This window comes from Arthrobacter sp. FW306-06-A, from assembly GCF_021870055.1.
GTDB lineage: Bacteria > Actinomycetota > Actinomycetes > Actinomycetales > Micrococcaceae > Arthrobacter.
The window spans coordinates 3,228,401-3,254,377 of the sequence record NZ_CP084552.1 but is presented as its reverse complement, the minus strand read 5'-3'; the positions used below and the strand labels follow the sequence as shown (position 1 = coordinate 3,254,377).

General features: G+C 62.8%; 26 protein-coding genes. 23 read left to right on the top strand and 3 right to left on the bottom strand.

The genetic code is table 11. The annotated features are described in order from the left end of the window. Positions 1–58: 58 nt before the first annotated feature. Positions 59–556, bottom strand: a complete 498-nt coding sequence (locus LFT49_RS15150) for an aminoacyl-tRNA deacylase (RefSeq protein ID WP_237428650.1) — start codon at positions 554–556, stop codon at positions 59–61. Next, the gene (locus LFT49_RS15145) at positions 556–1,755 is read right to left on the bottom strand and encodes an acetyl-CoA C-acetyltransferase (protein WP_237428649.1); all 1,200 of its coding nucleotides are present in this window, start codon (positions 1,753–1,755) and stop codon (positions 556–558) included. The genes LFT49_RS15150 and LFT49_RS15145 overlap by 1 nt, the downstream gene beginning before the upstream one ends. Positions 1,756–2,002: 247 nt before the next feature. Between LFT49_RS15145 and LFT49_RS15140 the strand changes: the two genes are divergently transcribed. The 9 genes from LFT49_RS15140 (at position 2,003) to LFT49_RS15105 (ending at position 16,897) form a co-directional block, all read left to right on the top strand. Beyond that, positions 2,003–2,494, top strand: a complete 492-nt coding sequence (locus LFT49_RS15140) for a hypothetical protein (RefSeq protein WP_237428648.1) — start codon at positions 2,003–2,005, stop codon at positions 2,492–2,494. Between the two features lie 314 nt (positions 2,495–2,808). Continuing rightward, positions 2,809–6,318 carry a DNA-directed RNA polymerase subunit beta gene (gene rpoB, locus LFT49_RS15135; RefSeq protein ID WP_236799115.1) on the top strand — a complete coding sequence of 1,170 codons (3,510 nt, stop codon included), beginning with the start codon at positions 2,809–2,811 and terminating at the stop codon, positions 6,316–6,318. 106 nt (positions 6,319–6,424) lie between these two features. After that, the gene (locus LFT49_RS15130) at positions 6,425–10,324 is read left to right on the top strand and encodes a DNA-directed RNA polymerase subunit beta' (RefSeq protein ID WP_236820179.1); all 3,900 of its coding nucleotides are present in this window, start codon (positions 6,425–6,427) and stop codon (positions 10,322–10,324) included. A 457-nt stretch (positions 10,325–10,781) separates the two neighbouring features. Next, a complete protein-coding gene (gene rpsL, locus LFT49_RS15125; RefSeq protein WP_009358312.1) occupies positions 10,782–11,156 on the top strand; it encodes a 30S ribosomal protein S12 in 375 nt (124 codons plus the stop codon). A gap of 1 nt (position 11,157) precedes the next feature. Next, positions 11,158–11,628, top strand: coding sequence for a 30S ribosomal protein S7 (gene rpsG, locus LFT49_RS15120; RefSeq protein WP_003803829.1), 471 nt, complete (start codon positions 11,158–11,160; stop codon positions 11,626–11,628). A 69-nt stretch (positions 11,629–11,697) separates the two neighbouring features. Continuing rightward, entirely contained in the window at positions 11,698–13,812 is a 2,115-nt protein-coding gene (gene fusA, locus LFT49_RS15115) for an elongation factor G (RefSeq protein WP_236799113.1), read from the top strand. Between the two features lie 240 nt (positions 13,813–14,052). After that, positions 14,053–15,243 (top strand): elongation factor Tu, encoded by a 1,191-nt coding sequence (tuf, locus tag LFT49_RS15110; RefSeq protein WP_141159762.1) that lies wholly within the window; start codon positions 14,053–14,055, stop codon positions 15,241–15,243. Positions 15,244–15,413: 170 nt separating this feature from the next. After that, positions 15,414–15,539, top strand: coding sequence for a hypothetical protein (locus LFT49_RS22625; RefSeq protein ID WP_268815694.1), 126 nt, complete (start codon positions 15,414–15,416; stop codon positions 15,537–15,539). A 107-nt stretch (positions 15,540–15,646) separates the two neighbouring features. Further along, positions 15,647–16,897 carry an Nramp family divalent metal transporter gene (locus LFT49_RS15105; protein WP_237428647.1) on the top strand — a complete coding sequence of 417 codons (1,251 nt, stop codon included), beginning with the start codon at positions 15,647–15,649 and terminating at the stop codon, positions 16,895–16,897. 18 nt (positions 16,898–16,915) lie between these two features. Here the strand turns inward: LFT49_RS15105 and LFT49_RS15100 are convergent, their stop codons facing one another. Then, positions 16,916–18,352 (bottom strand): GH1 family beta-glucosidase, encoded by a 1,437-nt coding sequence (locus LFT49_RS15100; protein ID WP_237430528.1) that lies wholly within the window; start codon positions 18,350–18,352, stop codon positions 16,916–16,918. A gap of 396 nt (positions 18,353–18,748) precedes the next feature. On the opposite strand from LFT49_RS15100, the gene rpsJ reads away from it, so the two are divergent. From rpsJ to rplE, 14 genes are all read left to right on the top strand, one after another. Beyond that, the gene (gene rpsJ / locus LFT49_RS15095; RefSeq protein ID WP_003803825.1) at positions 18,749–19,057 is read left to right on the top strand and encodes a 30S ribosomal protein S10; all 309 of its coding nucleotides are present in this window, start codon (positions 18,749–18,751) and stop codon (positions 19,055–19,057) included. Between the two features lie 17 nt (positions 19,058–19,074). Next, positions 19,075–19,725 carry a 50S ribosomal protein L3 gene (rplC, locus tag LFT49_RS15090; RefSeq protein ID WP_236799111.1) on the top strand — a complete coding sequence of 217 codons (651 nt, stop codon included), beginning with the start codon at positions 19,075–19,077 and terminating at the stop codon, positions 19,723–19,725. Positions 19,726–19,729: 4 nt separating this feature from the next. Beyond that, positions 19,730–20,350: a 50S ribosomal protein L4 gene (gene rplD, locus LFT49_RS15085; RefSeq protein WP_141942676.1), complete on the top strand. Its 621-nt coding sequence runs from the start codon at positions 19,730–19,732 to the stop codon at positions 20,348–20,350. After that, positions 20,347–20,652 (top strand): 50S ribosomal protein L23, encoded by a 306-nt coding sequence (gene rplW / locus LFT49_RS15080; protein WP_011692807.1) that lies wholly within the window; start codon positions 20,347–20,349, stop codon positions 20,650–20,652. Before rplD ends, rplW begins: the two co-directional genes overlap by 4 nt. A gap of 29 nt (positions 20,653–20,681) precedes the next feature. Further along, complete coding sequence (gene rplB, locus LFT49_RS15075) at positions 20,682–21,521, top strand: 50S ribosomal protein L2 (protein WP_026264302.1); 840 nt, start codon at positions 20,682–20,684, stop codon at positions 21,519–21,521. Positions 21,522–21,533: 12 nt separating this feature from the next. Continuing rightward, entirely contained in the window at positions 21,534–21,815 is a 282-nt protein-coding gene (gene rpsS / locus LFT49_RS15070) for a 30S ribosomal protein S19 (protein ID WP_003803803.1), read from the top strand. 38 nt (positions 21,816–21,853) lie between these two features. After that, on the top strand, positions 21,854–22,219 hold the full coding sequence (gene rplV, locus LFT49_RS15065; RefSeq protein ID WP_009358304.1) for a 50S ribosomal protein L22: 366 nt from the start codon (positions 21,854–21,856) through the stop codon (positions 22,217–22,219). Beyond that, positions 22,220–23,050, top strand: coding sequence for a 30S ribosomal protein S3 (gene rpsC / locus LFT49_RS15060; RefSeq protein WP_236799110.1), 831 nt, complete (start codon positions 22,220–22,222; stop codon positions 23,048–23,050). After that, positions 23,051–23,467 (top strand): 50S ribosomal protein L16, encoded by a 417-nt coding sequence (gene rplP / locus LFT49_RS15055; protein WP_015937848.1) that lies wholly within the window; start codon positions 23,051–23,053, stop codon positions 23,465–23,467. A gap of 2 nt (positions 23,468–23,469) precedes the next feature. Beyond that, on the top strand, positions 23,470–23,799 hold the full coding sequence (gene rpmC / locus LFT49_RS22620) for a 50S ribosomal protein L29 (protein WP_018769136.1): 330 nt from the start codon (positions 23,470–23,472) through the stop codon (positions 23,797–23,799). Next, complete coding sequence (gene rpsQ, locus LFT49_RS15045) at positions 23,796–24,101, top strand: 30S ribosomal protein S17 (RefSeq protein ID WP_272910802.1); 306 nt, start codon at positions 23,796–23,798, stop codon at positions 24,099–24,101. Before rpmC ends, rpsQ begins: the two co-directional genes overlap by 4 nt. A gap of 486 nt (positions 24,102–24,587) precedes the next feature. Continuing rightward, on the top strand, positions 24,588–24,956 hold the full coding sequence (gene rplN, locus LFT49_RS15040) for a 50S ribosomal protein L14 (protein WP_003803789.1): 369 nt from the start codon (positions 24,588–24,590) through the stop codon (positions 24,954–24,956). Positions 24,957–24,959: 3 nt separating this feature from the next. Next, positions 24,960–25,322, top strand: coding sequence for a 50S ribosomal protein L24 (gene rplX, locus LFT49_RS15035; RefSeq protein WP_236799108.1), 363 nt, complete (start codon positions 24,960–24,962; stop codon positions 25,320–25,322). After that, positions 25,322–25,903, top strand: coding sequence for a 50S ribosomal protein L5 (gene rplE / locus LFT49_RS15030; RefSeq protein ID WP_236799107.1), 582 nt, complete (start codon positions 25,322–25,324; stop codon positions 25,901–25,903). Before rplX ends, rplE begins: the two co-directional genes overlap by 1 nt. Positions 25,904–25,977: the final 74 nt, after the last annotated feature.

Sequence of the window (25,977 nt, the reverse complement as noted above, 5' to 3'; positions counted from 1 at the left end):
CCCCGCCCCACTGCGAACCAGTTGGGCGGGGTTTTCCTGCTTTAACCCGTTTCCGGCCCTAGCCGGGCTCACTGATGTCAGCCACCACCGCGCCGAGCGCTGCAGTGAGTGCGTCGGCGTCAACAAAGGCGCTGTAGCCATGGGCACCGGCCCCCATGGAGATACGGCGGCCGGTAATGGTCTCATCAGCGTAGACAGGCCATGCCGTGGTACTGCCCAGGGGCGTGATGGTGCCCCGCTCGTAACCGGTCGCTTCCAGCGCGGTTTCGGCAGGCGGCAGGGACAGCTTGTTGACGCCCACCAGCGTGCGCAGCTTGGGCCAGGAGATCTGCCGGTCGCCCGGGATCAGGGCGAACAGGAAGGTCCCGTCCTTGTGCTTGACCACCAGGGACTTGACGATGTCCGCCGGGCTGATGCCCAGGATGTCCGCGGCCTCTTCGAGGCTCTTCGCTGCGGGCCGCTCCACTACTTCGACCTGCAGGCCCCGGGCCTCGGCGTCGGCCAGGAAGCGTTCCTGCCCGACGCCGTGCGTTCCGTTTCCGGATGCGCCCGCCATCAGTCGCGGTACAGCAGGAGGGCCTCGCCCTGCCCGCCCCCGCCGCAGAGGGATACGGCAGCCTTGCCGGTTCCGCGCCGCTTCAGCTCATGGGCGGCGTGGGCGGCCAGGCGGGCTCCGGAGGCGCCAATCGGGTGACCGAGTGCGATGGCGCCGCCGTGGATGTTGCACTTTTCCAAGGGGTAGTCCAGGTCCTTGAGGGACTGCACCGCGACGGAGCCGAACGCCTCGTTAATCTCGATGAAGTCGAGGTCGGAGGTGTTCCAGCCGGCCTTGCCAAGGGCATTCAGAATGGCATTCGACGGCTGTGAGTGCAGGGAGTTGTCAGGACCGGCAACTTGGCCCGGCTTTCCCACCACCGCCAGGTATTCCAGCCCGTGCTCTTCGGCGTAGCCGCGCGAAGCGAGCACCAGGGCGGCGGCCCCGTCGGACAGGGGAGAGGAGTTGCCCGCCGTAATGGTGCCATCGGTAACGAAGGCCGCACGCAGGCCGGCCAACGACTCCACCGACGTATTCGGGCGGACGCCCTCGTCAGTATCAACCACCAGCGGGTCGCCCTTGCGCTGCTTGACGCTGACAGGTGCGATCTCGCCGTCGAACGTTCCGTTCTTGGCCGCAAGCGCCGCACGCTGGTGCGACTGGGCGGCCACGTTGTCCTGCGAGGTGCGGTCGATGCCCAGCGTGAGGTTGCGCGTCTCGGTGGACAGGCCCATGGACTGTCCGTCAAAGGCGTCGGTCAGGCCGTCGTGCGCGGCAGCGTCCAGCGCCTGGATGGATCCGTACGTCCACCCCTGGCGTGATCCGGGAAGCAGGTGCGGGGCCCGGCTCATCGACTCCTGCCCGCCTGCCACCACCACCGCAGCCTCGCCGGCGCGGATCATCCGGGCTGCGTCGATCACCGCTGTCAGACCGGAAAGGCACACCTTGTTGACCGTTACCGCCGGGACATTCCATCCGATGCCGGCGCCGATGGCGCTCTGCCGTGCCGGGTTCTGTCCGGCGCCCGCCTGCAGCACCTGCCCCATGATGACCGCCTCCACGTCGGCGGCCTCCACACCGCTGCCTTCCAGCGCGGCCTTGATGGCGTGGGCACCGAGGTCCACTGCCGTAAGGCTGGAGAGTTGGCCGTTGATCCGGCCCTGCGGAGTCCGTGCCGCCCCGAGGATGACAACGTCGTTGCTGTCGGGAGAGTTGACCATGGTTACCACTTTCAATCCGGTTCCGGTGTAGGCCACCAAGGCTATCGTGAGCCTGGTCACCCAACTATGCAAACGCTGGAACGCCTATGTGCATTCCTGGCAGGGGAGGGGTCCCCATCGGGGCATTGTGCACGACGAAGGCCGGTTGCGTAGGGTGGACGGCGAGGCTTTGAGGGGCGCGCTTTGCAAAGGAAACTCTTTGCGGGGGCCTGGGCCGGCACGCGGGACGGACGGAATGGGAATCGTGATGAAGACAGTGACGGCGGCAGTGATCGCGGTATTGACCGGCTGCGCGCTGGCAGGCTGCTCTGTGTCCACGCCGGCACCGGCAGAATCTGCCCCGTCCGCCACTTCCCCTTCGGCCCCGGCCCGGGAAACGGAAAGCAGCAGCCCGGCAGCCGGTGGCACAGCTACGGGCGGGGTGGGCCAAGGCCCCGACGCTGCCGGAACCCGGGAATCCTGCGAACTCTTCAACAAGCTGGTGGCGGACTACGGCGCCGTATCGCCCACCGACTCCAATGGCTACGAGGACGTGTACCTGAAGGCGCAGGACGCGAAGGACACCGTGTCCGGCGACCTCAGGGGGCTTTTCAGCTCCCTAAGCCTGCTGGCCATGGACCGGTCCTCGGCAGCGGAGACCGGCGGCAAGCCGGCGCAGGAATCCCAGGACGCAGTCAGGGATGCCGTCTTCGCCAACTCCGCGGCGTGCACTGCAGCGGGCGTAACCCTCCGGCTCTGACAGGGGAAGCCCAGGAAGCGGCTGCTGGGGGACGAATATCCGGTGCTTGCAATCCGACCGGATGTGGGGTAGACACGAAGGTTGTTTTGCCGTATCGTAGATATTTGCGTCTTCCCTGTTTACCTTCAGCCTTCATATAGCGGTGGGCTTCGCCCGACAGCTGGCAATCAACGTGCCGTAACAACGGTCACATCATAGCCAGTTCGGGTCCCGGGTCATATAGCGGAACCGGATGGTAGCGCTGCGAAGTCACTTCGCAGGGTGCACAGCGGGGGAGATCTGAAAACGCCTGAAGGTCTGTGGAAGGATCCCTCTTGGTCGCCTCGAGCACCTCTAATAACGAAACCGCTAACACTGCCGACAGCACTGATGGTGCCACTCGCCGGCTCTCATTCGCAAAGATTCACGAACCTCTTGACGTTCCGAATCTGCTTGCCCTGCAGACGGACAGCTTTGACTGGCTGGTCGGCAATGAGCGCTGGCAGGCACGCGTGGCAAAGGCTGTCGAAGAAAACGATCTCAGCGTCGCCACCACGTCCGGCCTGTCGGACATCTTCGAAGAGATCTCCCCGATCGAGGATTTCCAGGGCACCATGTCCCTGAGCTTCTCCGATCCGGAGTTCGCTGACCCCAAGTACACCATGGCTGAGTGCAAGGACCGGGACGCCACGTACTCGGCTCCGCTGTACGTCAAGGCCGAGTTCATGAACAACAACACGGGCGAAATCAAGCAGCAGACCGTGTTCATGGGTGACTTCCCGCTGATGACCGAGAAGGGCACCTTCGTCGTCAACGGCACCGAGCGTGTCGTCGTTTCCCAGCTGGTTCGTTCACCGGGCGCCTACTTCGAGCGCGCCGCTGACAAGACCAGTGACAAGGACATCTTCACCGCGAAGATCATCCCGTCCCGTGGTGCGTGGTTCGAGCTCGAAATCGACAAGCGCGACCAGGTCGGGGTCCGCCTTGACCGCAAGCGCAAGCAGTCCGTCACCGTCCTGCTGAAGGCCCTTGGCTGGACCGAAGGCCAGATCCTCGAAGAGTTCGGCCAGTACGACTCGATGCGGGCAACCCTGGAGAAGGACGCCACCGAAACCCGCGAAGACGCCCTCCTGGACATCTACCGCAAGCTGCGTCCGGGCGAGCCGCCCACCGTTGAGGCTGCCCAGTCCCTGCTGGACAACCTATACTTCAACTCCAAGCGCTACGATCTGGCCAAGGTTGGCCGCTACAAGATCAACCGCAAGCTGGGCATCGACCGCTCCCTTGGTGACAAGGAAGCTTCTGTCCTGCACGTTGAAGACATCGTTGCCATGATCAAGTTCCTCGTTGCGCTGCACGCCGGTGAGAAGACCATCAAGGGCACCCGCGATGGCCAGGAAGTGGACCTGCGCGTCGAAATCGACGACATCGACCACTTCGGCAACCGCCGCATCCGCGCCGTCGGCGAGCTCATCGAGAACCAGGTCCGCACAGGCCTGTCCCGCATGGAGCGCGTTGTCCGCGAGCGTATGACCACCCAGGACGTCGAGGCCATCACGCCGCAGACCCTGATCAACATCCGCCCCGTGGTTGCAGCCATCAAGGAGTTCTTCGGAACCTCCCAGCTGTCGCAGTTCATGGACCAGAACAACCCGCTCTCGGGCCTGACCCACAAGCGCCGCCTGTCGGCCCTTGGCCCCGGTGGTCTGTCCCGTGACCGCGCCGGCATGGAAGTCCGTGACGTGCACCCGTCCCACTACGGACGCATGTGCCCCATCGAAACCCCTGAAGGCCCCAACATTGGCCTGATCGGTTCGCTGGCTTCCTACGGACGCATCAACCCGTTCGGCTTCATCGAGACCCCGTACCGCCTGGTCAAGGACGGCGTCGTGTCCGACGACGTCCAGTACCTGACGGCCGACGACGAAGCCGAAGTGCTGATCGCCCAGGCCAACGCGCCGCTGGACGAGAACAACAAGTTCGCCGAGGACACTGTCCTCGTGCGTGCCCGTGGTGGTGGAGGCGAGCCCGTCCTGGTTCCGGCCGAGGACGTTGAGTTCATGGACGTTTCCCCGCGCCAGATGGTGTCCGTGGCAACCGCCCTGATCCCGTTCCTTGAGCACGACGACGCCAACCGCGCACTCATGGGTGCCAACATGCAGCGCCAGGCTGTGCCGCTGGTCCGTTCCGAGGCCCCCGTCGTGGGCACCGGCATGGAGCGCGCCGCCGCCGTCGACGCCGGTGACGTTGTCATTGCCAAGAAGGCCGGTGTGGTCACCGAGGTTTCCGCCGAGCTCGTCATCATGCTCAACGACGACGGCACCGAGACCAACTACCGCATCAACAAGTTCGCCCGCTCCAACCAGGGCAACTGCTACAACCACCGCGTACTGGTGAACGAAGGCCAGCGCCTGGAAGTTGGCGGCATCATCGCCGACGGCCCGGCAACGGACCAGGGTGAACTGGCACTCGGCAAGAACCTGCTCGTGGCATTCATGTCATGGGAAGGCCACAACTTCGAGGACGCCATCATCCTCTCGCAGCGCATCGTTGCCGAGGACGTCCTTTCCTCCATCCACATCGAGGAGCACGAGATCGATGCCCGCGACACCAAGCTTGGTGCCGAGGAAATCACCCGTGACATCCCCAACGTGTCCGAGGAAGTCCTCGCAGGGCTGGACGAGCGCGGCATCATCCACATCGGTGCCGAGGTTGAAGCAGGGGACATCCTGGTCGGAAAGGTCACCCCGAAGGGTGAAACCGAGCTGACCCCGGAGGAGCGCCTCCTGCGCGCCATCTTCGGCGAGAAGTCACGCGAAGTGCGTGACACCTCCCTGAAGGTGCCCCACGGCGAGTCCGGCACCGTCATCGGCGTGCGCGTCTTCGACCGCGACAACGACGACGAACTGCCCCCGGGCGTCAACCAGCTGGTACGCGTCTACGTGGCTGCCAAGCGCAAGATCACCGACGGCGACAAGCTCGCCGGCCGCCACGGCAACAAGGGTGTTATCTCCAAGATCCTCCCGATCGAGGACATGCCCTTCCTGGCCGACGGTACCCCCGTCGACATCGTCCTGAACCCGCTGGGTGTTCCGGGCCGTATGAACGTGGGCCAGGTGCTCGAAACGCACCTGGGCTGGGTTGCCAAGACCGGTTGGAAGATCGAAGGCGAGCCGGAATGGGTCAAGCAGCTGCCCAACCTGCCGCGCGAGAGTGGTCCCACCACTGTTGCAACGCCGGTGTTCGACGGTGCACGCGAAGAGGAAATCACGGGCCTGCTGGATTCCACCAACGTGACCCGCGATGGTGACCGCCTGATCAACTCCTCGGGCAAGACCCGCCTGTTTGACGGCCGCTCCGGCGAGCCGTTCCCGGATCCGATCTCGGTCGGCTACATGTACATCCTGAAGCTCCACCACCTGGTGGATGACAAGATCCACGCACGCTCCACGGGCCCGTACTCCATGATCACGCAGCAGCCGCTGGGTGGTAAGGCACAGTTCGGTGGCCAGCGCTTCGGTGAAATGGAAGTGTGGGCGCTCGAAGCTTATGGCGCCGCCTACACGCTCCAGGAACTCCTCACGATCAAGTCGGATGATATCCACGGTCGTGTGAAGGTCTACGAAGCGATCGTCAAGGGCGAGAACATCCCCGAGCCGGGCGTTCCCGAATCCTTCAAGGTCTTGATCAAGGAAATGCAGTCGCTGTGCCTGAACGTGGAAGTTCTTTCCACGGACGGAACCACAATTGAAATGCGTGACTCTGATGACGCAGTCTTCACGGCTGCGGAGGAACTGGGCATCGATCTGTCTCGCGCAGAGCCCAGCTCCGTAGAAGAGGTCTAGAAGGCGCCCGTACGACGGCGGGTGGGAACCCGCCGTCGTACGCCGCCCTCCCTCATCCCGCACCTAAGACTTCAGAATTTAGAGAACAAGAGAGAACAGGGACCATATGTCCAGCGAATCCTCCTTCGGCCTCATGCAGATCGGCCTCGCCACCGCGGAAGACATCCGCGGCTGGTCGTACGGCGAGGTTAAGAAGCCGGAAACCATCAACTACCGCACCCTCAAGCCCGAGAAGGACGGCCTCTTCTGCGAGAAGATCTTCGGCCCGTCCCGCGACTGGGAATGCTACTGCGGCAAGTACAAGCGCGTGCGCTTCAAGGGCATCATCTGTGAGCGCTGTGGCGTCGAAGTCACCCGCGCCAAGGTCCGCCGTGAGCGCATGGGCCACATCGAACTGGCCGCACCGGTCACGCATATCTGGTACTTCAAGGGTGTTCCGTCCCGCCTGGGCTACCTCCTTGACCTGGCCCCGAAGGACCTCGAAAAGGTCATCTACTTCGCTGCCTACATGATCACCAGCGTCGACGAGGCTGCCCGCCACGAGGAACTGCCCAACCTGCAGGTTGAGCACGACATCGAGAAGAAGCAGCTGATCGACAACCGCGACGCCGACATCGCCGCGATCGCCCGCGACCTCGAAGGCGAAATCGCACGCCTCGAGGGCGAAGGCGCCAAGGCTGCCGACAAGAAGAAGGCCCGCGACTCCGCCGACCGCCAGATGGCCAACGTGCGCAAGCGTGCCGACGCCGACATCGAGCGCCTCGAGCAGGTCTGGGACCGCTTCAAGAACCTGAAGGTCGCCGACCTCGAAGGTGACGAAGGCCTGTACCGCGAACTGCGCGACCGCTACGGCATGTACTTCGAAGGCTCCATGGGTGCCGAAGCCATCAAGAAGCGCCTTGAGAACTTCGACATGCAGGCCGAGTCCGAGTCCCTGCGCGACGTCATTGCCAACGGCAAGGGCCAGCGCAAGACCCGTGCCCTCAAGCGCCTGAAGGTGGTCAACGCGTTCCTGACCACCAACAACAGCCCGCTCGGCATGGTCCTCGACGCCGTCCCGGTGATCCCGCCGGAACTGCGCCCCATGGTCCAGCTGGACGGTGGCCGCTTCGCGACCTCCGACCTCAACGACCTGTACCGCCGCGTGATCAACCGCAACAACCGCCTCAAGCGCCTGCTTGACCTGGGTGCTCCGGAGATCATCGTCAACAACGAGAAGCGCATGCTTCAGGAAGCTGTCGACAGCCTCTTCGACAACGGCCGCCGCGGCCGTCCGGTCACCGGACCGGGCAACCGTCCGCTGAAGTCCCTGAGCGACATGCTCAAGGGCAAGCAGGGCCGTTTCCGCCAGAACCTCCTCGGCAAGCGCGTCGACTACTCCGGCCGTTCGGTCATCGTCGTCGGCCCGCAGCTGAAGCTGCACCAGTGCGGCCTGCCCAAGCAGATGGCACTGGAGCTCTTCAAGCCGTTCGTGATGAAGCGCCTGGTTGACCTCAACCACGCCCAGAACATCAAGTCGGCCAAGCGGATGGTGGAGCGCTACCGCCCGCAGGTCTGGGACGTGCTCGAAGAGATCATCACCGAACACCCGGTGCTGCTCAACCGTGCACCTACCCTGCACCGCCTGGGCATCCAGGCGTTCGAGCCGCAGCTTGTTGAAGGCAAGGCAATCCAGCTGCACCCGCTGGTTTGTGGCGCATTCAACGCCGACTTCGACGGCGACCAGATGGCAGTCCACCTGCCGCTGAGCCCCGAGGCGCAGGCTGAGGCCCGCATCCTGATGCTGTCCTCGAACAACATCCTGAAGCCCTCTGACGGACGCCCGGTCACCCTGCCTTCGCAGGATATGATCATCGGCCTGTACCACTTGACCACCAAGCGCAAGGGGTCGGCCGGCGAAGGCCGCATCTTCGGTTCGGTTTCAGAAGCCATCATGGCCTTCGATGCCCGCGAGCTGCACCTGAACTCGCAGGTCAAGATCCGCCTCGAAGGCTTCGTCCCGTACGCCGGCTGGGAAGCTCCCGAAGGCTGGGAGCAGGGCCAGCCCGCACTGGTTGAAACCTCCCTGGGCCAGGTCCTCTTCAACGAGACCCTGCCCGAGGACTACCCGTGGGTTGAGGCTGTTGCCGACAAGGGCGAACTGTCCCGCATCGTCAACGACCTCGCCGAGCGCTACCCGAAGGTTGTCACCGCTGCAACGCTGGACAACCTCAAGGATGCCGGTTTCTACTGGGCCACCCGTTCAGGCGTCACCGTTGCCATCTCCGACATCGAGGTTCCGGCTGCCAAGCCGGAAATCCTTGCCGGGTACGAAGAGCGCGCCGCCAAGATCCAGGGCCAGTACGATAAGGGCCTGATCGACGACGACGAGCGCCGCCAGGAACTCATCGAGATCTGGAACAAGGCCACCAACGATATCGCCTCGGTGATGCGTGAGAGCCTGTCCCCGATGAACACCATCAACCGCATGGTGTCCTCCGGTGCACGTGGTAACTGGATGCAGGTCCGCCAGATTGCGGGTATCCGTGGCCTGGTGGCCAACCCGAAGGGTGAGATCATCCCGCGCCCCATCAAGTCCTCCTACCGTGAGGGCCTGTCGGTGCTGGAATACTTCATCGCCACGCACGGTGCCCGTAAGGGCCTGGCCGATACCGCTCTGCGTACCGCCAACTCGGGTTACCTGACCCGTCGTCTGGTGGACGTCTCGCAGGACGTCATCGTCCGTGAAGAGGACTGCGGCACCGAGCGCGGCCTGGTCACGCCCATCGCCGTCGCCGACGCCAACGGTGAGCTGGTCCTGGACGAGAACGTCGAGAACAGCGCTTACGCACGTACGCTGGCTGTTGACGTCGTGGACTCCGAGGGCAACGTCCTCGCAGCCGCCGGCACCGACTGCGGCGACGTGGTTATCGCCGAGCTCTTCAAGGCAGGCATCACCGAGGTCAAGGTCCGCTCCGTACTCACCTGTGAGTCCAGCGTCGGCACCTGCGCCCTGTGCTACGGCCGCTCGCTGGCCACCGGCAAGACGGTGGACATCGGCGAGGCCGTGGGCATCATCGCCGCACAGTCCATCGGTGAGCCCGGTACCCAGCTGACCATGCGTACGTTCCACACCGGTGGTGCTGTTTCCGCCGGTGGTGGCGACGACATCACGCAGGGTCTGCCCCGTATCCAGGAGCTCTTCGAAGCCCGCACTCCGAAGGGTGTTGCACCGATTGCTGAAGCAGCCGGCCGCATCACCATCGAAGAGTCCGAGCGCCAGATGCGCCTGGTCATCACCCCGGATGACGGCTCGGAAGAGATCGCCTACCCGGTGCTGCGCCGTTCACGGCTGCTGATCGAAGACGGCGACCATGTTTCCGTGGGCCAGAAGCTGATCAACGGCCCGGTGGACCCCAAGCAGGTCCTGCGCATCATGGGTCCGCGTGCGGCACAGAAGTTCCTGGTGGACGAGGTCCAGGGCGTGTACCGCAGCCAGGGCATCGGTATCCACGACAAGCACGTCGAGGTTATCGTCCGCCAGATGCTGCGCCGCGTCACGGTCATCGAGTCCGGCGAATCCGACCTGCTGCCCGGCGAGCTCGCTGAGCGCAGCCGGTTCGAGGAAGCCAACCGCCGCGTTGTGTCCGAAGGCAAGACTCCGGCTTCCGGACGTCCTGAACTGATGGGCATCACCAAGGCGTCGCTGGCCACCGAGTCCTGGCTGTCCGCAGCTTCCTTCCAGGAGACCACCCGCGTCCTGACGCAGGCGGCCATGGAAGGCAAGAGCGATCCGCTGCTGGGCCTCAAGGAGAACGTCATCATCGGTAAGCTGATCCCGGCCGGCACGGGCCTCCCGCGCTACACCGAGGTCACCGTCGAGCCCACTGAAGAAGCGAAGGCCAATCTGTTCACCGGCCCCAGCGCATTCAGTGACTTCTCGTACGACACCCTGGGCGGTGACGGAGCTCCCGAGTTCCACGCCATCCCCCTGGATGACTACGACCTGGGCAACGACTTCCGGTAACCACTGACGGTTGACGCCTGACGAAGGGATGGTCCCGCACCGCAAGGTGGGGGACCATCTCCCGTTAACGTCGATTGCTTCGTACCTGTCGTTCTGGTGGCCCATAACGACAGGTACGGAGCAATCGATGGGGGGAAAGGCCCCGATTAAGGCATGGAGCCTGTCCATGCTAGACTTGTTACCAATTGTTATTGTGGCAGTGGATGAGAGCGCCGGTATCAGCTGAAAGGCTGGACCAGAGCGACGTTTCCGGTTTGCAGGGTTCTTGTGCAACGTATGCCACATTTTTGCATGCCTAGGGAACTGCAGGAATGTACGTTTCGTCCCGGTGTGCGATCCGACTATTAAGGCTTCGCCTTCGCCGCCATGGAGATTCCCTTCAGGGCCCGGGCGGCGGGGCAACGCAAAAGGAGAGTGGCCGGAAACAGCCACTCCGGATAAAACGGAGAACACGAGAGTGCCTACGATTAACCAGCTGGTCCGCAAGGGCCGCACGCCTAAGGTCTCAAAGACCAAGGCTCCCGCGCTTAAGGGCAGCCCCATGCGCCGCGGTGTCTGCACCCGCGTCTACACCACCACCCCGAAGAAGCCGAACTCGGCTCTGCGTAAGGTGGCACGTGTGCGCCTCAACGGCGGCGTGGAAGTTACCGCCTACATCCCCGGTGTTGGCCACAACCTGCAGGAGCACTCCATCGTGCTCGTTCGCGGTGGTCGTGTGAAGGACCTTCCGGGTGTCCGCTACAAGATCGTCCGTGGCGCCCTCGATACCCAGGGTGTGAAGAACCGTAAGCAGGCCCGCAGCCGCTACGGCGCAAAGATGGAGAAGAAGTAATATGCCTCGCAAGGGTCCGGCCCCCAAGCGGCCGCTCGTTTCGGATCCGGTATACGGTTCCCCGCTGGTAACCCAGCTCATCAACAAGGTGCTCGTTGACGGCAAGAAGTCCACGGCAGAGCGCATCGTCTACGGTGCCCTCGAAGGCGCCCGCGCCAAGTCGGGCGGCGACCCCGTTGCAGCCCTCAAGAAGGCCATGGACAACGTCAAGCCTTCCCTCGAGGTCCGCTCCCGCCGTGTCGGTGGCGCCACCTACCAGGTGCCGGTTGAGGTCAAGCCGGGCCGCTCCACCGCCCTCGCCCTGCGGTGGCTGGTTGGCTACTCCAAGGCCCGCCGTGAAAAGACGATGACCGAGCGTCTCCAGAACGAAATCCTGGATGCGTCCAACGGTCTCGGTGCCGCTGTGAAGCGTCGCGAAGACACCCACAAGATGGCCGAGTCCAACAAGGCCTTCGCACACTACCGCTGGTAATACTCCCCGGACGCCGCCGGCTCAACCGAGCCGGCGGCGAACGCGTAGTCCATCCCAAAAGGAGACCCCGTGGCACAGGACGTGCTTACCGACCTTAGTAAGGTCCGCAATATCGGCATCATGGCCCACATTGATGCCGGCAAGACCACCACAACCGAGCGCATCCTGTTCTACACGGGTGTGAACCACAAGATCGGCGAAACGCACGACGGCGCGTCGACCACCGACTGGATGGAACAGGAAAAGGAACGCGGCATCACCATCACGTCTGCCGCCGTGACCTGCTTCTGGGAAAACAACCAGATCAACATCATCGACACCCCTGGCCACGTGGACTTCACGGTTGAGGTTGAGCGCTCCCTGCGCGTCCTCGACGGTGCAGTTGCCGTCTTCGACGGCAAGGAAGGCGTTGAGCCGCAGTCCGAGACCGTATGGCGCCAGGCTGACAAGTACAACGTCCCGCGTATCTGCTTCGTCAACAAGATGGACAAGCTCGGTGCTGACTTCTATTTCACCGTAGACACCATCATCAGCCGCCTCGGTGCCAAGCCGCTGGTCATGCAGCTGCCCATCGGTGCCGAGAACGACTTCATCGGCGTCGTCGACCTGCTTTACATGCGTGCCCTGGTTTGGCCGGGCGACGCCAAGGGCGACGTGACCATGGGTGCCAAGTACGAGATCCGTGAGATCCCGGCTGACCTCCAGGAAAAGGCTGAAGAGTACCGCGCGAACCTCGTTGAGACCGTTGCAGAGTCCTCCGAGGAACTCATGGAGAAGTACCTTGAGGGCGAAGAGATCTCGATCGACGAGCTCAAGGCCGGCATCCGCCAGATGACCATCAACTCCGAGCTGTACCCGATCTTCTGTGGCTCCGCGTTCAAGAACCGTGGCGTCCAGCCGATGCTCGATGCAGTTGTGGACTACCTGCCGAACCCGCTCGACGTCCCCCCGATGGTCGGTCACGATCCTCGCGACGAAGAGAAGGAACTGACCCGCAAGCCTTCCGCTGAGGAGCCGTTCTCGGCCCTGGCATTCAAGATTGCTGCTCACCCCTTCTTCGGTCAGCTCACCTTCATCCGCGTGTACTCCGGTCACGTGGAAGCAGGCGCGCAGGTGGTCAACTCCACCAAGGGCAAGAAGGAGCGCATCGGCAAGCTGTTCCAGATGCACGCCAACAAGGAAATGCCCGTTGAGGGCGCTACCGCCGGCCACATCTACGCAGCCATCGGTCTGAAGGACACCACCACGGGTGACACCCTGTGTGATGCCAACAACCAGATCGTGCTCGAGTCCATGAGCTTCCCGGAGCCCGTGATCTCGGTTGCCATCGAGCCGAACACCAAGGGTGACCAGGAGAAGCTCTCCACGGCCATCCAGAAGCTCTCCGCTGAGGACCCCACCTTCCAGGTGTCCCTCAACGAAGACACCGGCCAGACCATCATCGCCGGCATGGGCGAGCTCCACCTGGACATCCTGGTGGACCGCATGCGCCGCGAATTCAAGGTCGAGGCAAACGTGGGCAAGCCCCAGGTTGCCTACCGCGAAACCATCAAGCGCGCCGTCGAACGCCACGACTACACGCACAAGAAGCAGACCGGTGGTTCGGGCCAGTTCGCAAAGATCCAGATCGCCATCGAGCCGCTGGACACCGCTGAGGGTGAGCTGTACGAGTTCGAGAACAAGGTCACCGGTGGCCGCGTTCCGCGCGAATACATCCCGTCCGTCGACGCGGGCATCCAGGACGCATTGAACGACGGCGTCCTGGCCGGCTACCCGGTTGTCGGCATCAAGGCCACGCTGATTGACGGCGCGTACCACGATGTTGACTCCTCGGAAATGGCGTTCAAGATCGCCGGCCGTATGGCTTTCAAGGAAGCTGCACGCAAGGCGAACCCGGTTCTGCTCGAACCACTGATGGATGTCGAGGTCCGCACCCCTGAGGAATACATGGGTGAAGTTATCGGTGACCTCAACTCCCGCCGTGGCCAGATGCAGTCCATGGAAGATGCACAGGGCGTCAAGGTCATCCGTGCGCACGTTCCGCTGTCCGGCATGTTCGGCTACATCGGCGACCTGCGCTCCAAGACCCAGGGCCGCGCTGTCTACTCCATGACGTTCAACAGCTACGCCGAGGTCCCGAAGGCAGTTGCCGACGAGATCATCCAGAAGTCCCGCGGCGAGTAGTCCTTTCCGGACTTTCAAAGCGAACACCCCGGGTTCGGCGGCCTCCACGGCCGACGAACCTGGTGCAGGAGGCCGGCCGGTCCAGGCCGGCCCCCTGCACCGACAGGCTCAGGGGACTAGTATTAGTTCCTGAATCTGCGATTTCACCAATCCAAAGCCCCCCAAGTAGACTTGCCTGAGTTCTACCGCGACAAGCGCGGCTGGAGGGCAAGCTATTTGTAAACGTTCTAGGAGGAACCTGTGGCAAAGGCAAAGTTCGAGCGGACTAAGCCGCACGTCAACATCGGCACCATTGGTCACGTTGACCACGGTAAGACGACGCTGACGGCCGCCATTTCCAAGGTGCTGTACGACAAGTACCCGGATCTCAACGAAAAGCGTGACTTCGCGTCGATCGACTCTGCACCCGAAGAGCGTCAGCGCGGTATTACCATCAACATCTCCCACGTGGAGTACCAGACCGAGAAGCGTCACTACGCACACGTTGACGCCCCCGGCCACGCTGACTACATCAAGAACATGATCACCGGTGCTGCTCAGATGGACGGCGCAATCCTCGTGGTTGCCGCTACCGACGGCCCTATGGCTCAGACCCGCGAGCACGTTCTGCTCGCCCGCCAGGTTGGTGTTCCCTACCTGCTGGTCGCGCTGAACAAGGCTGACATGGTCGATGACGAGGAACTCCTCGACCTCGTCGAAATGGAAGTTCGTGAGCTCCTGAGCTCGCAGGGCTTCGACGGCGACAACGCTCCGGTGGTTCGCGTTTCCGGCCTGAAGGCCCTGGAAGGCGACCCCGAGTGGGTCAAGTCCGTTGAGGACCTGATGGCTGCTGTCGACGAGTCCGTTCCGGACCCCGTACGTGACCGCGACAAGCCGTTCCTGATGCCGATCGAAGACGTCTTCACCATCACCGGTCGTGGCACCGTTGTTACGGGCCGCGCCGAGCGTGGAACCCTCGCCATCAACTCCGAGGTCGAGATCGTCGGCATCCGCCCGGTCCAGAAGACCACGGTTACCGGTATCGAGATGTTCCACAAGCAGCTCGACGAAGCATGGGCCGGCGAGAACTGTGGCCTGCTGCTCCGTGGCCTGAAGCGCGACGATGTCGAGCGTGGCCAGGTTGTCGTCAAGCCGGGTTCCATCACCCCGCACACCGACTTCGAGGCCAACGTCTACATCCTCTCCAAGGACGAAGGCGGACGTCACAACCCGTTCTACTCCAACTACCGCCCGCAGTTCTACTTCCGTACCACGGACGTAACCGGCGTTATCACCCTGCCCGAGGGCACGGAAATGGTTATGCCCGGCGACAACACTGAGATGACCGTTGCGCTCATCCAGCCCATCGCCATGGAAGAGGGCCTCGGCTTCGCAATCCGCGAAGGCGGCCGCACCGTTGGTTCGGGACGCGTTACCAAGATCATCAAGTAGTACTTGCTGATCAAGGATTTGCTGGGCTTCGGCCCACACTAGAATCCAAAAGAAAGCCCCGCTGCGACAAGCAGCGGGGCTTTCTTTTTGTCCAAAAGCCCCGGCCGGAACATTGCGGAACCGCTATCGACAAGCCCCTGATACTGTGGCAGCACTGAAAGGAGATCATCATGGGATGGCTTATTTTCCTGATCATCGCGGTTGTGGTGGTGGGTGGGGTGTTCTGGGTCAGAAGGAACTTCCGGCACGAAATTGACCGGGCCAAGCGGATCAACAGGGCGAACAAGAACCAGTAGCCGCCCACCCTCCGGCCATCTTGCCGGTACGCCTTATTCCTACTTTTCGGTATGCCTAAATTCGCGGTATCCTCGTCTTAGTGACGCCGCAACGACGAGGACATGTGATGGCTGTATCGACTATGACGGCGCAAACCGCCACTCCGGGGCTCTGGTCCCGCCTCCTGCTGCTGGGGCCTGCCTTCGTGGCAGCCATTGCTTATGTGGACCCTGGAAACGTCGCGGCTAACCTGACGGCCGGCGCCAGCTTTGGGTACCTGCTCGTCTGGGTCCTCGTGGCTGCCAACGGGATGGCCGTTCTCATCCAGTACCAGTCCGCCAAGCTTGGGCTCGCCACTGGCATGAGCCTGCCGGAAATCCTCGGCCAGCGGCTGGGAACCGGCCGCCGACGCGCCTATTGGGTGCAGGCCGAGGTCGTTGCCGGAGCCACGGACCTGGCTGAGGTGATCGGCGGGGCAGTTGCGCTTAATCTGCTGTTTGGCCTGCCACTGCTCGCCGGCGGGGTCGTCATTGGCCTTGCGTCAATGCTGTTGCTGGCACTGCAGTCGCGCCGGAGCCAGAAGTCCTTCGAGTTCGCGATCCTCACCCTTCTTGGTGTAATCGCCGTGGGGTTCGTCTCGGGCCTGTTCGTCGCTCCGCCGGATGCGGGTGGCGCTCTGGCCGGCCTTGTACCGCGCTTCGAGGGAACCGATACCGTCCTGCTCGCTGCCAGCATGCTCGGTGCAACTGTCATGCCGCACGCGATCTACCTGCATTCAGCCCTCGCCCGGGACCGCCACGGCTTCTCGAAGGATCCTGCCGTCAGGACGCGGTTGATCCGGACCACCCGCGTGGACGTCGCCGGCGCCCTGCTGCTTGCCGGCGTCGTCAATATCGCCATGCTGCTGTTGGCTGCCACCAGCCTCCGCGGGGTGGAGGGCACTGACACCATTGCCGGTGCCCACGCGGCGGTCACGTCGGCACTGGGGCCGGTCATCGGCGTCGTATTCGCCGTAGGCCTGCTGGCCTCCGGACTGGCGTCCACCTCGGTGGGTTGTTATGCCGGGGCCACCATCATGGGCGGGCTGCTGAAGATGAGGATTCCGCTGCTGGTCCGCCGAACCGTGACCCTGATCCCGGCGTTGCTGGTCCTTGGCGCGGGCATCGAACCCACGGTAGCCCTGGTCCTCAGCCAGGTCCTCCTGAGTTTCGGTATCCCGTTCGCGCTGATTCCGCTGATCCGGCTTACCGGAAGCCGCAAGGTGATGGGCGTCCATGTGGATTCCAAGCCCCTCCGGATCGCCGGTTGGACCAGTGCCACCCTTATCGTGGGGCTGAACTGCGTTCTGATCTTCCTGACTGTCACCGGGCACTCCTGACCCGCAGAGCCGGCCAGGCTAGTCTGATCGGCCATTCCTTGCGCGGGACAGGGCCTGGTACCAGTAGAAGGACCTCTTTGGCGTCCGCTGCAGCGTCTCAAAGTCCACGTGCACCAGGCCAAAACGTTGCGAGTAGCCGGCGGCCCACTCAAAGTTGTCCATGAGCGTCCACACGAAATAGCCACGCAGGTCCAATCCCTCTGCCAGGCCCCCGGGAGCCGTGGCCTCAAGCGCCGCACCCAAATGACTGGCCAGATACTCCACCCGATCGGTATCCTCGAGGGTCCCCGAAACGCGGTCAGGTTCCGGGAAACTGGCGCCGCCCTCGGTGATGTAGACCGGGGGGAGGGCCGCGCCGTAACGGTCGCGCATTTCCTGCAGCAGGATGCCCAGGTGTTCCGGCGCCACGGGCCAGCCGAAGCCCGTACTCCCGTACTCCGGGTAACCCACCTCGTGGAAGGGCAGCTTGGCAAGCTCCTTGTGCATGTCCGCAGGCAGGGGGGTGATGCCTGGCCCCACGGCCACCTTGACCGGAAAGTAGTAGTTGAGCCCGTAGAAATCCAAGGGCTGGTGGATGGTTTTGAGATCCGCGTCGGAAATCCTGCCGATGGAACGCAGCCAGGGCTTCGCGTACAGCGGCAGCGACGGGTAGCGGCCCAGCAGGACCGGATCCGCGTACATCCTGTTCATCAGCAGGTCATAGACGTGGGCGACCAGCCTATCGCCGATTTTTCGTGAGGCGGGCCTGACGGGAGAGTGCAGGTTGGACAGGCCTACTCCGCCGGCCACTCCAGCAGCCCGCAGCGCCTGCACGCCGAGCCCGTGTGCCAGGAGCTGGTGATGGACGGCGGGAAGGGCGTCGAACAGCAGCCGGCGGCCGGGTGCGTGCACCCCCAGTGCGTAGCCGTTCAGGGTGACCGATACGGGTTCGTTGAGGGTGACCCACTGAGCCACCCGGTCCCCGAACCGCTCACCGGCGGCCCTGGCGTACTCGCTGAACCGCTCGGCCGTGTCCCGGTTCAGCCAGCCGCCGCGGTGTTCCAGGGGCAGGGGAGTGTCCCAGTGGTAGAGCGTTGCCATGGGTGAGACGCCTGCTTCGAGCAGTTGGTCGATGAGACGGTCGTAGAAATCCAGGCCTTCGGCATTGAGGGCACCCCGGCCATCAGGCTGGATGCGTGGCCAGGACAGGGAGAACCTGTAGGAGCCTACGCCCAGTTCCTTCAACAGCGCGACATCCTCCGGGAGCCTGTTGTAGTGGTCGCACGCCACTGCGGGGGAGTGGCCGTCGAGGATGGCACCGGGCTTCTCCGCGAAGGCATCCCACCCCGATGGTCCCCGACCCCCGGCCTTCAGCGAGCCTTCGATCTGGAATGCCGCTGCCGCGACGCCGAGGATGAACGACGGCGGCACGCGCCCGGCCAGTTCCGTCACCGATTCTGTACTCTCCAGGGTCATGCCCCTATCATCCAGCCGCTCCCGGCCCGCGGCAATGGCCCTGACGAGCATCGATACAGAGCCAATTCGCATCTGCCGCAGTTTTCCGGCATACTAGATGAGTTGTTCAAGCGCTTCTTCGTGTCCCGATCCGGATAATGCCGGGTGCAGGGTCCAAGCTGAAGACCAAACATAACCCACCCCAATGGAATTGCGGATTTGTATGCGTGTTCAGCGCGACACGCCCGACCGCGGGGGTCGGTTGCGCCGGCAGGTTGAGGAACCCGGATTCATCCGGATTCAGCTTGTGCGGCGGATGGTGGTTACGACCTCAAATGCTTCGGCAGCCATACAACGAGTAAGTGAACAGGGCAGCCCTAAACCGGGGAAGCACAGACTGAAAGAGAGTCAGGCGACATGGCGGGACAAAAAATCCGCATCCGGCTGAAGTCATACGACCACGAGGTCATTGACGTTTCAGCACGGAAGATCGTTGAGACGGTCACGCGCGCAGGCGCAACGGTAGTTGGCCCCGTGCCGCTGCCTACGGAGAAGAACGTGTACTGCGTTATCCGCTCTCCGCACAAGTACAAGGACAGCCGCGAGCACTTTGAAATGCGCACGCACAAGCGTCTTATCGACATCATCGATCCCACGCCGAAGGCTGTTGACTCGCTCATGCGTCTCGACCTGCCGGCTGACGTGAACATCGAAATCAAGCTGTAGGGAGGTGCTGAGAAACTATGACCGCAACCCGTAACGTAAAGGGCCTGCTGGGCACGAAGCTCGGCATGACCCAGGTCTGGGACGAGAACAACAAGCTCATCCCCGTCACTGTGGTCCAGGCAGACTCGAACGTCATCACCCAGCTGCGCAATGCTGAGTCCGATGGCTACGTCGCCGTTCAGATCGGCTACGGCCAGATCGATCCCCGCAAGGTCACCAAGCCGCTGGCTGGTCACTTTGAGAAGGCAGGCGTCACGCCTCGCCGCCACGTCGTCGAACTCCGTACCGCAGATGCTGCTGAGTACGAGCTGGGCCAGGAGCTCTCCGTGGAGCTCTTCGAGGCCGGTCAGAAGATCGACGTCATCGGCACCACCAAGGGTAAGGGCTTCGCCGGTGTTATGAAGCGTCACGGCTTCCACGGCGTTGGCGCTTCCCACGGTGCCCACAAGAACCACCGTAAGCCCGGTTCAATCGGTGGCGCATCCACCCCGAGCCGCGTCTTCAAGGGCATGAAAATGGCCGGCCGCATGGGCGCCGTTCGTCACACCACGCTGAACCTCACGGTCCACGCGGTTGACGTCGAGAAGTCGCTGCTCCTGATCAAGGGCGCCGTTCCCGGTGCCCGCGGCCAGGTCGTACTCGTACGCACTGCCGTGAAGGGAGCCTAGTTCAATGGCTAACACTGTCCAGGTTGACCTGCCTGCAGAGATCTTCGACGTTCAGACCAACGTGCCGCTGCTGCACCAGGTTGTCGTTGCCCAGCTCGCTGCTGCCCGCCAGGGAACCCACAAGACCAAGACCCGCGCTGAAGTTTCCGGTGCAGGACGCAAGCCGTTCAAGCAGAAGGGTACCGGCCGCGCCCGTCAGGGTTCCGTCCGTGCTCCGCACATGACCGGCGGTGGCATTGTCCACGGTCCCACCCCGCGTGACTACAGCCAGCGCACCCCCAAGAAGATGATTGCTGCTGCACTGCGCGGCGCACTGTCTGACCGGGCCCGCAACGGTCGCATCCACGTTGTCTCCGAGCTGGTTGCTGGAGACAAGCCGTCTTCCAAGACTGCCCTGGCAACGCTTCGCGGCGTTTCCGACCGCAAGAACCTGCTGGTCGTCATCGAGCGCGATAACGATGTTGCCGCACTGTCCGTGCGCAACCTCGCCGGCGTTCACGTTCTGTACGCAGACCAGCTGAACACCTACGACGTTCTCGTCTCTGATGACGTTGTCTTCACCAAGGCTGCCTACGACGCATTCGTTGCCGCTAAGGCAGCAAAGAACGAGGAGGATGCCAAGTGAGTGCAGCCACCATCAAGGATCCCCGCGACGTCGTGCTTGCACCCGTCGTGTCGGAAAAGAGCTACGGCCTGATCGACGAGGGCAAGTACACCTTCCTGGTGGACCCCCGTTCGAACAAGACCGAGATCAAGCTGGCCGTGGAGAAGATCTTCTCCGTCAAGGTCGAATCGATCAACACCATCAACCGTGCCGGTAAGCGCAAGCGCACCAAATTCGGATGGGGTACCCGCAAGAACACCAAGCGTGCGATTGTCACCCTCAAAGAAGGCACCATCGACATCTTCGGCGGTCCGCTCGCGTAGCGGAGACCACTTTAACGAGGAAATAAATTATGGGAATCCGTAAATACAAGCCGACTACCCCGGGCCGTCGTGGCTCGAGCGTAGCGGACTTTATCGAAATCACGCGGTCGACGCCGGAAAAGTCGTTGGTACGTCCGCTGCCCAAGAAGGGCGGCCGTAACAACACCGGTAAGATCACCACCCGCCACAAGGGTGGTGGACACAAGCGCCAGTACCGTCTGATCGACTTCCGTCGCCACGACAAGGACGGCGTCAACGCCCGCGTTGCCGAAATCGAGTACGATCCGAACCGCACGGCTCGCATCGCCCTCCTGCACTACGTTGATGGCACCAAGCGTTACATCATCGCTCCCAACAAGCTCTCCCAGGGTGACGTTGTAGAGGCAGGTGCCGGTGCTGACATCAAGCCCGGTAACAACCTGCCGCTGCTCAACATCCCGGTGGGTACCGTTATCCACGCAGTTGAACTGCGTCCGGGTGGCGGCGCCAAGATGGGCCGCTCCGCCGGCGCATCCATCCAGCTTGTTGCCAAGGAAGGCCGCTTCGCCCAGCTGCGCCTGCCCTCCGGCGAAATCCGCAACGTTGACGTGCGCTGCCGCGCAACGGTCGGCGAAGTTGGCAACGCCGAGCAGTCGAACATCAACTGGGGCAAGGCCGGCCGTATGCGGTGGAAGGGCGTCCGCCCGACCGTCCGTGGTGTCGCCATGAACCCGGTTGACCACCCGCACGGTGGTGGTGAAGGTAAGACTTCCGGTGGTCGTAACCCCGTGAACCCGAACGGTAAGCGTGAAGGCCGCACCCGCCGCCCCAACAAAGAGAGCGACAAGCTTATTGTGCGTCGCCGTCGTACTGGCAAGAACAAGCGATAGGAGCCTGGACACATGCCACGCAGCCTGAAAAAAGGTCCTTTCGTTGACCAGCACCTCTTTGTGAAGGTAGCCAGGGAAAACGAAAAGGGCACCAAGAACGTCATCAAGACCTGGTCCCGCCGTTCGATGATCATCCCCGACATGCTCGGGCACACGATCGCCGTACACGACGGACGCAAGCACATCCCGGTGTTTGTCACTGAGTCGATGGTCGGGCACAAGCTCGGCGAATTCGCTCCCACGCGGACATTCCGCGGCCATGTCAAGGACGACCGTAAGGGCAAGCGCCGCTAGGCGCCTGCGTTTACGTCAAAGACGAGAGAAGGAAAGCAATGGAAGCCAAGGCAATTGCGCGCCACATCCGCGTAACGCCTATGAAGGCCCGGCGCGTCGTCAACCTTGTTCGTGGATTGCAAGCGAATGAGGCTCTGGCAATTCTGAAGTTTGCCCCGCAGGCAGCTTCGGAGCCGGTATTCAAGGTAGTTCAGTCGGCAATCTCCAACGCCCGGGTCCTCGCGGACCGCGACGGCGTGGCGTTTGACGAAGGCGACCTCATCATCAGCGAAGCGTTTGTTGATGAAGGCCCGACCATGAAGCGGTTCCAGCCGCGTGCCCAGGGTCGTGCATTTCAGATCAAGAAGCGCACCAGCCACATCACCGTGGTAGTCGCTACCCCGGAGAAAGAGGAGGCTCGCTAAGTGGGACAGAAAGTAAACCCGCACGGGTTCCGACTCGGCATCACCACCGATCACGTATCGCACTGGTTCGCTGACAGCACCAAGGCCGGCCAGCGGTACAAGGACTTCGTTCGCGAAGACATCCGCATCCGCCAGCTCATGTCCACGGGCATGGAGCGCGCCGGTATCGCCAAGGTCGAAATCGAGCGCACCCGTGACCGTGTCCGCGTGGACATCCACACGGCCCGTCCCGGCATCGTCATCGGCCGCCGTGGAGCAGAAGCAGACCGCATCCGCGGCGAGCTCGAAAAGCTCACCGGCAAGCAGGTCCAGCTGAACATCCTCGAGGTCAAGAACCCCGAGATGGAAGCCCAGCTTGTGGCCCAGGGCGTTGCAGAGCAGCTGACTTCCCGCGTGGCATTCCGCCGTGCGATGAAGAAGGCCATGCAGTCCGCACAGCGTGCAGGTGCCAAGGGCATCCGTATCGCCTGCTCGGGCCGCCTGGGTGGCGCTGAAATGTCCCGCTCGGAGTTCTACCGCGAAGGCCGTGTGCCCCTGCACACCCTCCGCGCGAACATCGACTACGGCTTCTACGAAGCCAAGACCACCTTCGGCCGTATCGGTGTGAAGGTCTGGATCTACAAGGGTGACGTCACCGCCAAGGAACTGGCCGCACAGGCTGCTGCCGCTCCGTCCCGCGGTGGCCGTGGCGAGCGTCCCGGCCGCCCGGGTGGCGCTGACCGCGGTGACCGCCGCCGTCGCAACGACCGTCCGGCCGCTGACGCAGCTCCCGCTGCTGAAGCTCCGGCAGCTGAAGCTGCACCTGCAGCAGCAGAAGGAGGACAGGCTTAAATGCTTATCCCACGTCGAGTCAAGCACCGTAAGCAGCACCACCCGGGTCGTTCCGGCGCTGCCACGGGCGGCACCGAGGTCTCGTTTGGTGAGTGGGGTATCCAGGCTCTGAGCCCGGCATACGTCACCAACCGCCAGATCGAATCTGCCCGTATCGCGATGACCCGCCACATCAAGCGTGGCGGTAAGGTCTGGATCAACATTTACCCGGACCGTCCCCTGACCAAGAAGCCTGCCGAAACCCGCATGGGTTCCGGTAAGGGTTCACCGGAATGGTGGGTCGCCAACGTCAAGCCGGGCCGGGTTCTGTTCGAACTCTCCGGTGTCAATGAAGAGGTAGCTCGCGAGGCCCTGCGCCTGGCAATCCACAAGCTGCCGTTGAAGGCACGCATTGTGCGTCGCGAAGGTGGTGAGTAGAAATGGCAGTAGGATCCAAGGATCTGGCTCCCGCACAGCTGGACGGTTTCGACAACGAGCGTCTCGTTGAAGAACTCCGCAAGGCCAAGGAAGAGCTGTTCAACCTGCGTTTCCAGTCCGCCACCGGACAGCTGGAGAACCACGGTCGCCTGCGCGCGGTAAAGAAGGACATCGCCCGCATCTACACCGTTCTCCGCGAACGCGAGCTGGGCATTCGTGCCGAGGTTGCCGCGCCGGTTGTGGAAGCCAAGGAAGAAAAGAAGTCCAAGAAGGCTTCAACCAAGAAGGCCGACAAGGCTGAAAAGGCTGAGACCGAGGAGGACGCCAAGTGAGTGAAAAGGACCAGAACGTGACCGAAACTGCTACCGCAGCCAAGGCTGTGCAGCGCGGTTACCGCAAGACCCGTCGCGGTTACGTGGTCTCCGACAAGATGGAAAAGACCATCGTTGTCGAGGTTGAAGACCGCGTGAAGCACGCACTGTACGGCAAGGTCATCCGCCGCACTTCCAAGGTCAAGGCACACGACGAAGAGAACACCGCCGGCATCGGCGACCTCGTTGTCATCGCCGAGACCCGTCCGCTGTCCGCCACCAAGAACTGGCGGCTCGTGGAAATCCTCGAGAAGGCCAAGTAGCACCTGCTGCTTAGCTGAGGCCCCTGCTCCTTCCGGAGTGGGGGCCTCCTCGTTTTAACGCGCCCCTCACGGCAGCCAGCATTTCAGCGAAGCGCACGACGGCGGGACCTGCTCTGGCGGGGGAGCGGCACCCTGGGCGGGCCGAAAGGCTGCCATGCGTGACGCCGTCGTGCGTCCTGCACTGCTTGCGGACCAGGGGACGGCGGTGATATGGGGACTGGCGGAAAACGTGCTAGGATATTGAGTTTGTATGGCGCCTTTCGCGCGCCGTCATCAACCTCGTAAACAAGCGTGCCACAGCATAGTGCCCCTGTGCGCCCGGGATCCGTCCCGGACTGGATGGGAGCAACTGCTTCTGGCACAGGCGTTTAGGCCTGGTCTGGCAAAATCCAGGCAGGTCAAGAGACACCCCGATCAACCGTTCCGCAAGGCTCATTCCGTAGCAAGACCACGGCCTGAGAACCGGCGCGACGCAAGGAGTAAATAGTGATTCAGCAGGAGTCGCGACTCAAGGTCGCCGACAACACGGGTGCTAAGGAAATCCTTACCATTCGCGTTCTCGGTGGATCCGGCCGTCGCTACGCAGGCATCGGTGACGTCATTGTCGCCACCGTCAAGGATGCGATCCCTGGCGGCAACGTAAAGAAGGGCGATGTGGTCAAGGCCGTCATCGTCCGTACCAAGAAGGAACGCCGCCGTGCGGATGGTTCCTACATCAAGTTTGACGAGAACGCAGCTGTGATCCTGAAGAACGACGGTGACCCCCGCGGTACCCGTATCTTCGGACCGGTTGGTCGTGAACTGCGTGACAAGAAGTTCATGAAGATCGTTTCTCTGGCTCCGGAGGTGCTCTAGTCCATGGCTGCAAAGATCAAGAAGGGTGACCTGGTTCAGGTCATCACTGGCGCCAAGGCTGAGCGCGGCGGCGACCGCGGCAAGCAGGGCAAGGTCCTGCGCGTCTTCACCGACACCAACCGCGTGCTGGTTGAGGGCATCAACCGCGTCACCAAGCACACCCGGGTTGGACAGTCGCAGCGCGGCACCAAGACCGGCGGCATCGAGGTCGTAGAGGCCCCGATCCACATTTCGAACGTGGCCCTGGTTGACCCGTCGACCAAGAAGCCGACCCGTGTGGGCTTCCGCCTCGACACCGTGGAGAAGAACGGCGTGCAGAAGACCGTCCGCATCCGCGTGTCCAAGAGCACCGGGAAGGACATCTAATGACTGAGACCATCGAGACTCCGGCAACGAAGATCGTTCCCCGTCTGAAGGCCAAGTACGCCGAAACCATCAAGGGCCAGCTCCAGGATGAGTTCAAGTACCAGAACGTGAACCAGGTGCCCCGCCTGGTGAAGGTCGTTGTGAATATGGGTGTTGGAGATGCCGCCAAGGACTCCAAGCTGATCGACGGCGCTGTCCGCGACCTGACCCAGATCACCGGCCAGAAGCCGCAGGTTACCAAGGCCCGCAAGTCGATCGCACAGTTCAAGCTGCGCGAAGGCATGCCCATCGGTGCACACGCAACCCTGCGTGGCGACCGCATGTGGGAATTCGTGGACCGCCTGGTCAGCCTGGCACTGCCCCGTATCCGCGACTTCCGCGGCCTCAGCGGCAAGCAGTTCGATGGCAATGGCAACTACACCTTCGGTCTGACCGAGCAGGTTATGTTCCACGAAATCGACCAGGACAAGATCGACCGCGTCCGCGGTATGGACATCACGGTTGTCACCACCGCCAAGACCGATGACGAAGGCCGCGCGCTGCTCAAGGCGCTTGGTTTCCCGTTCAAAACCGAAGCTTAATTAACTACGTAAAAGGTCCGGCCGCTCCGATCCGTCAAGGACGGGACGGCGGAAACCGTTACGAGGAAGGGCAT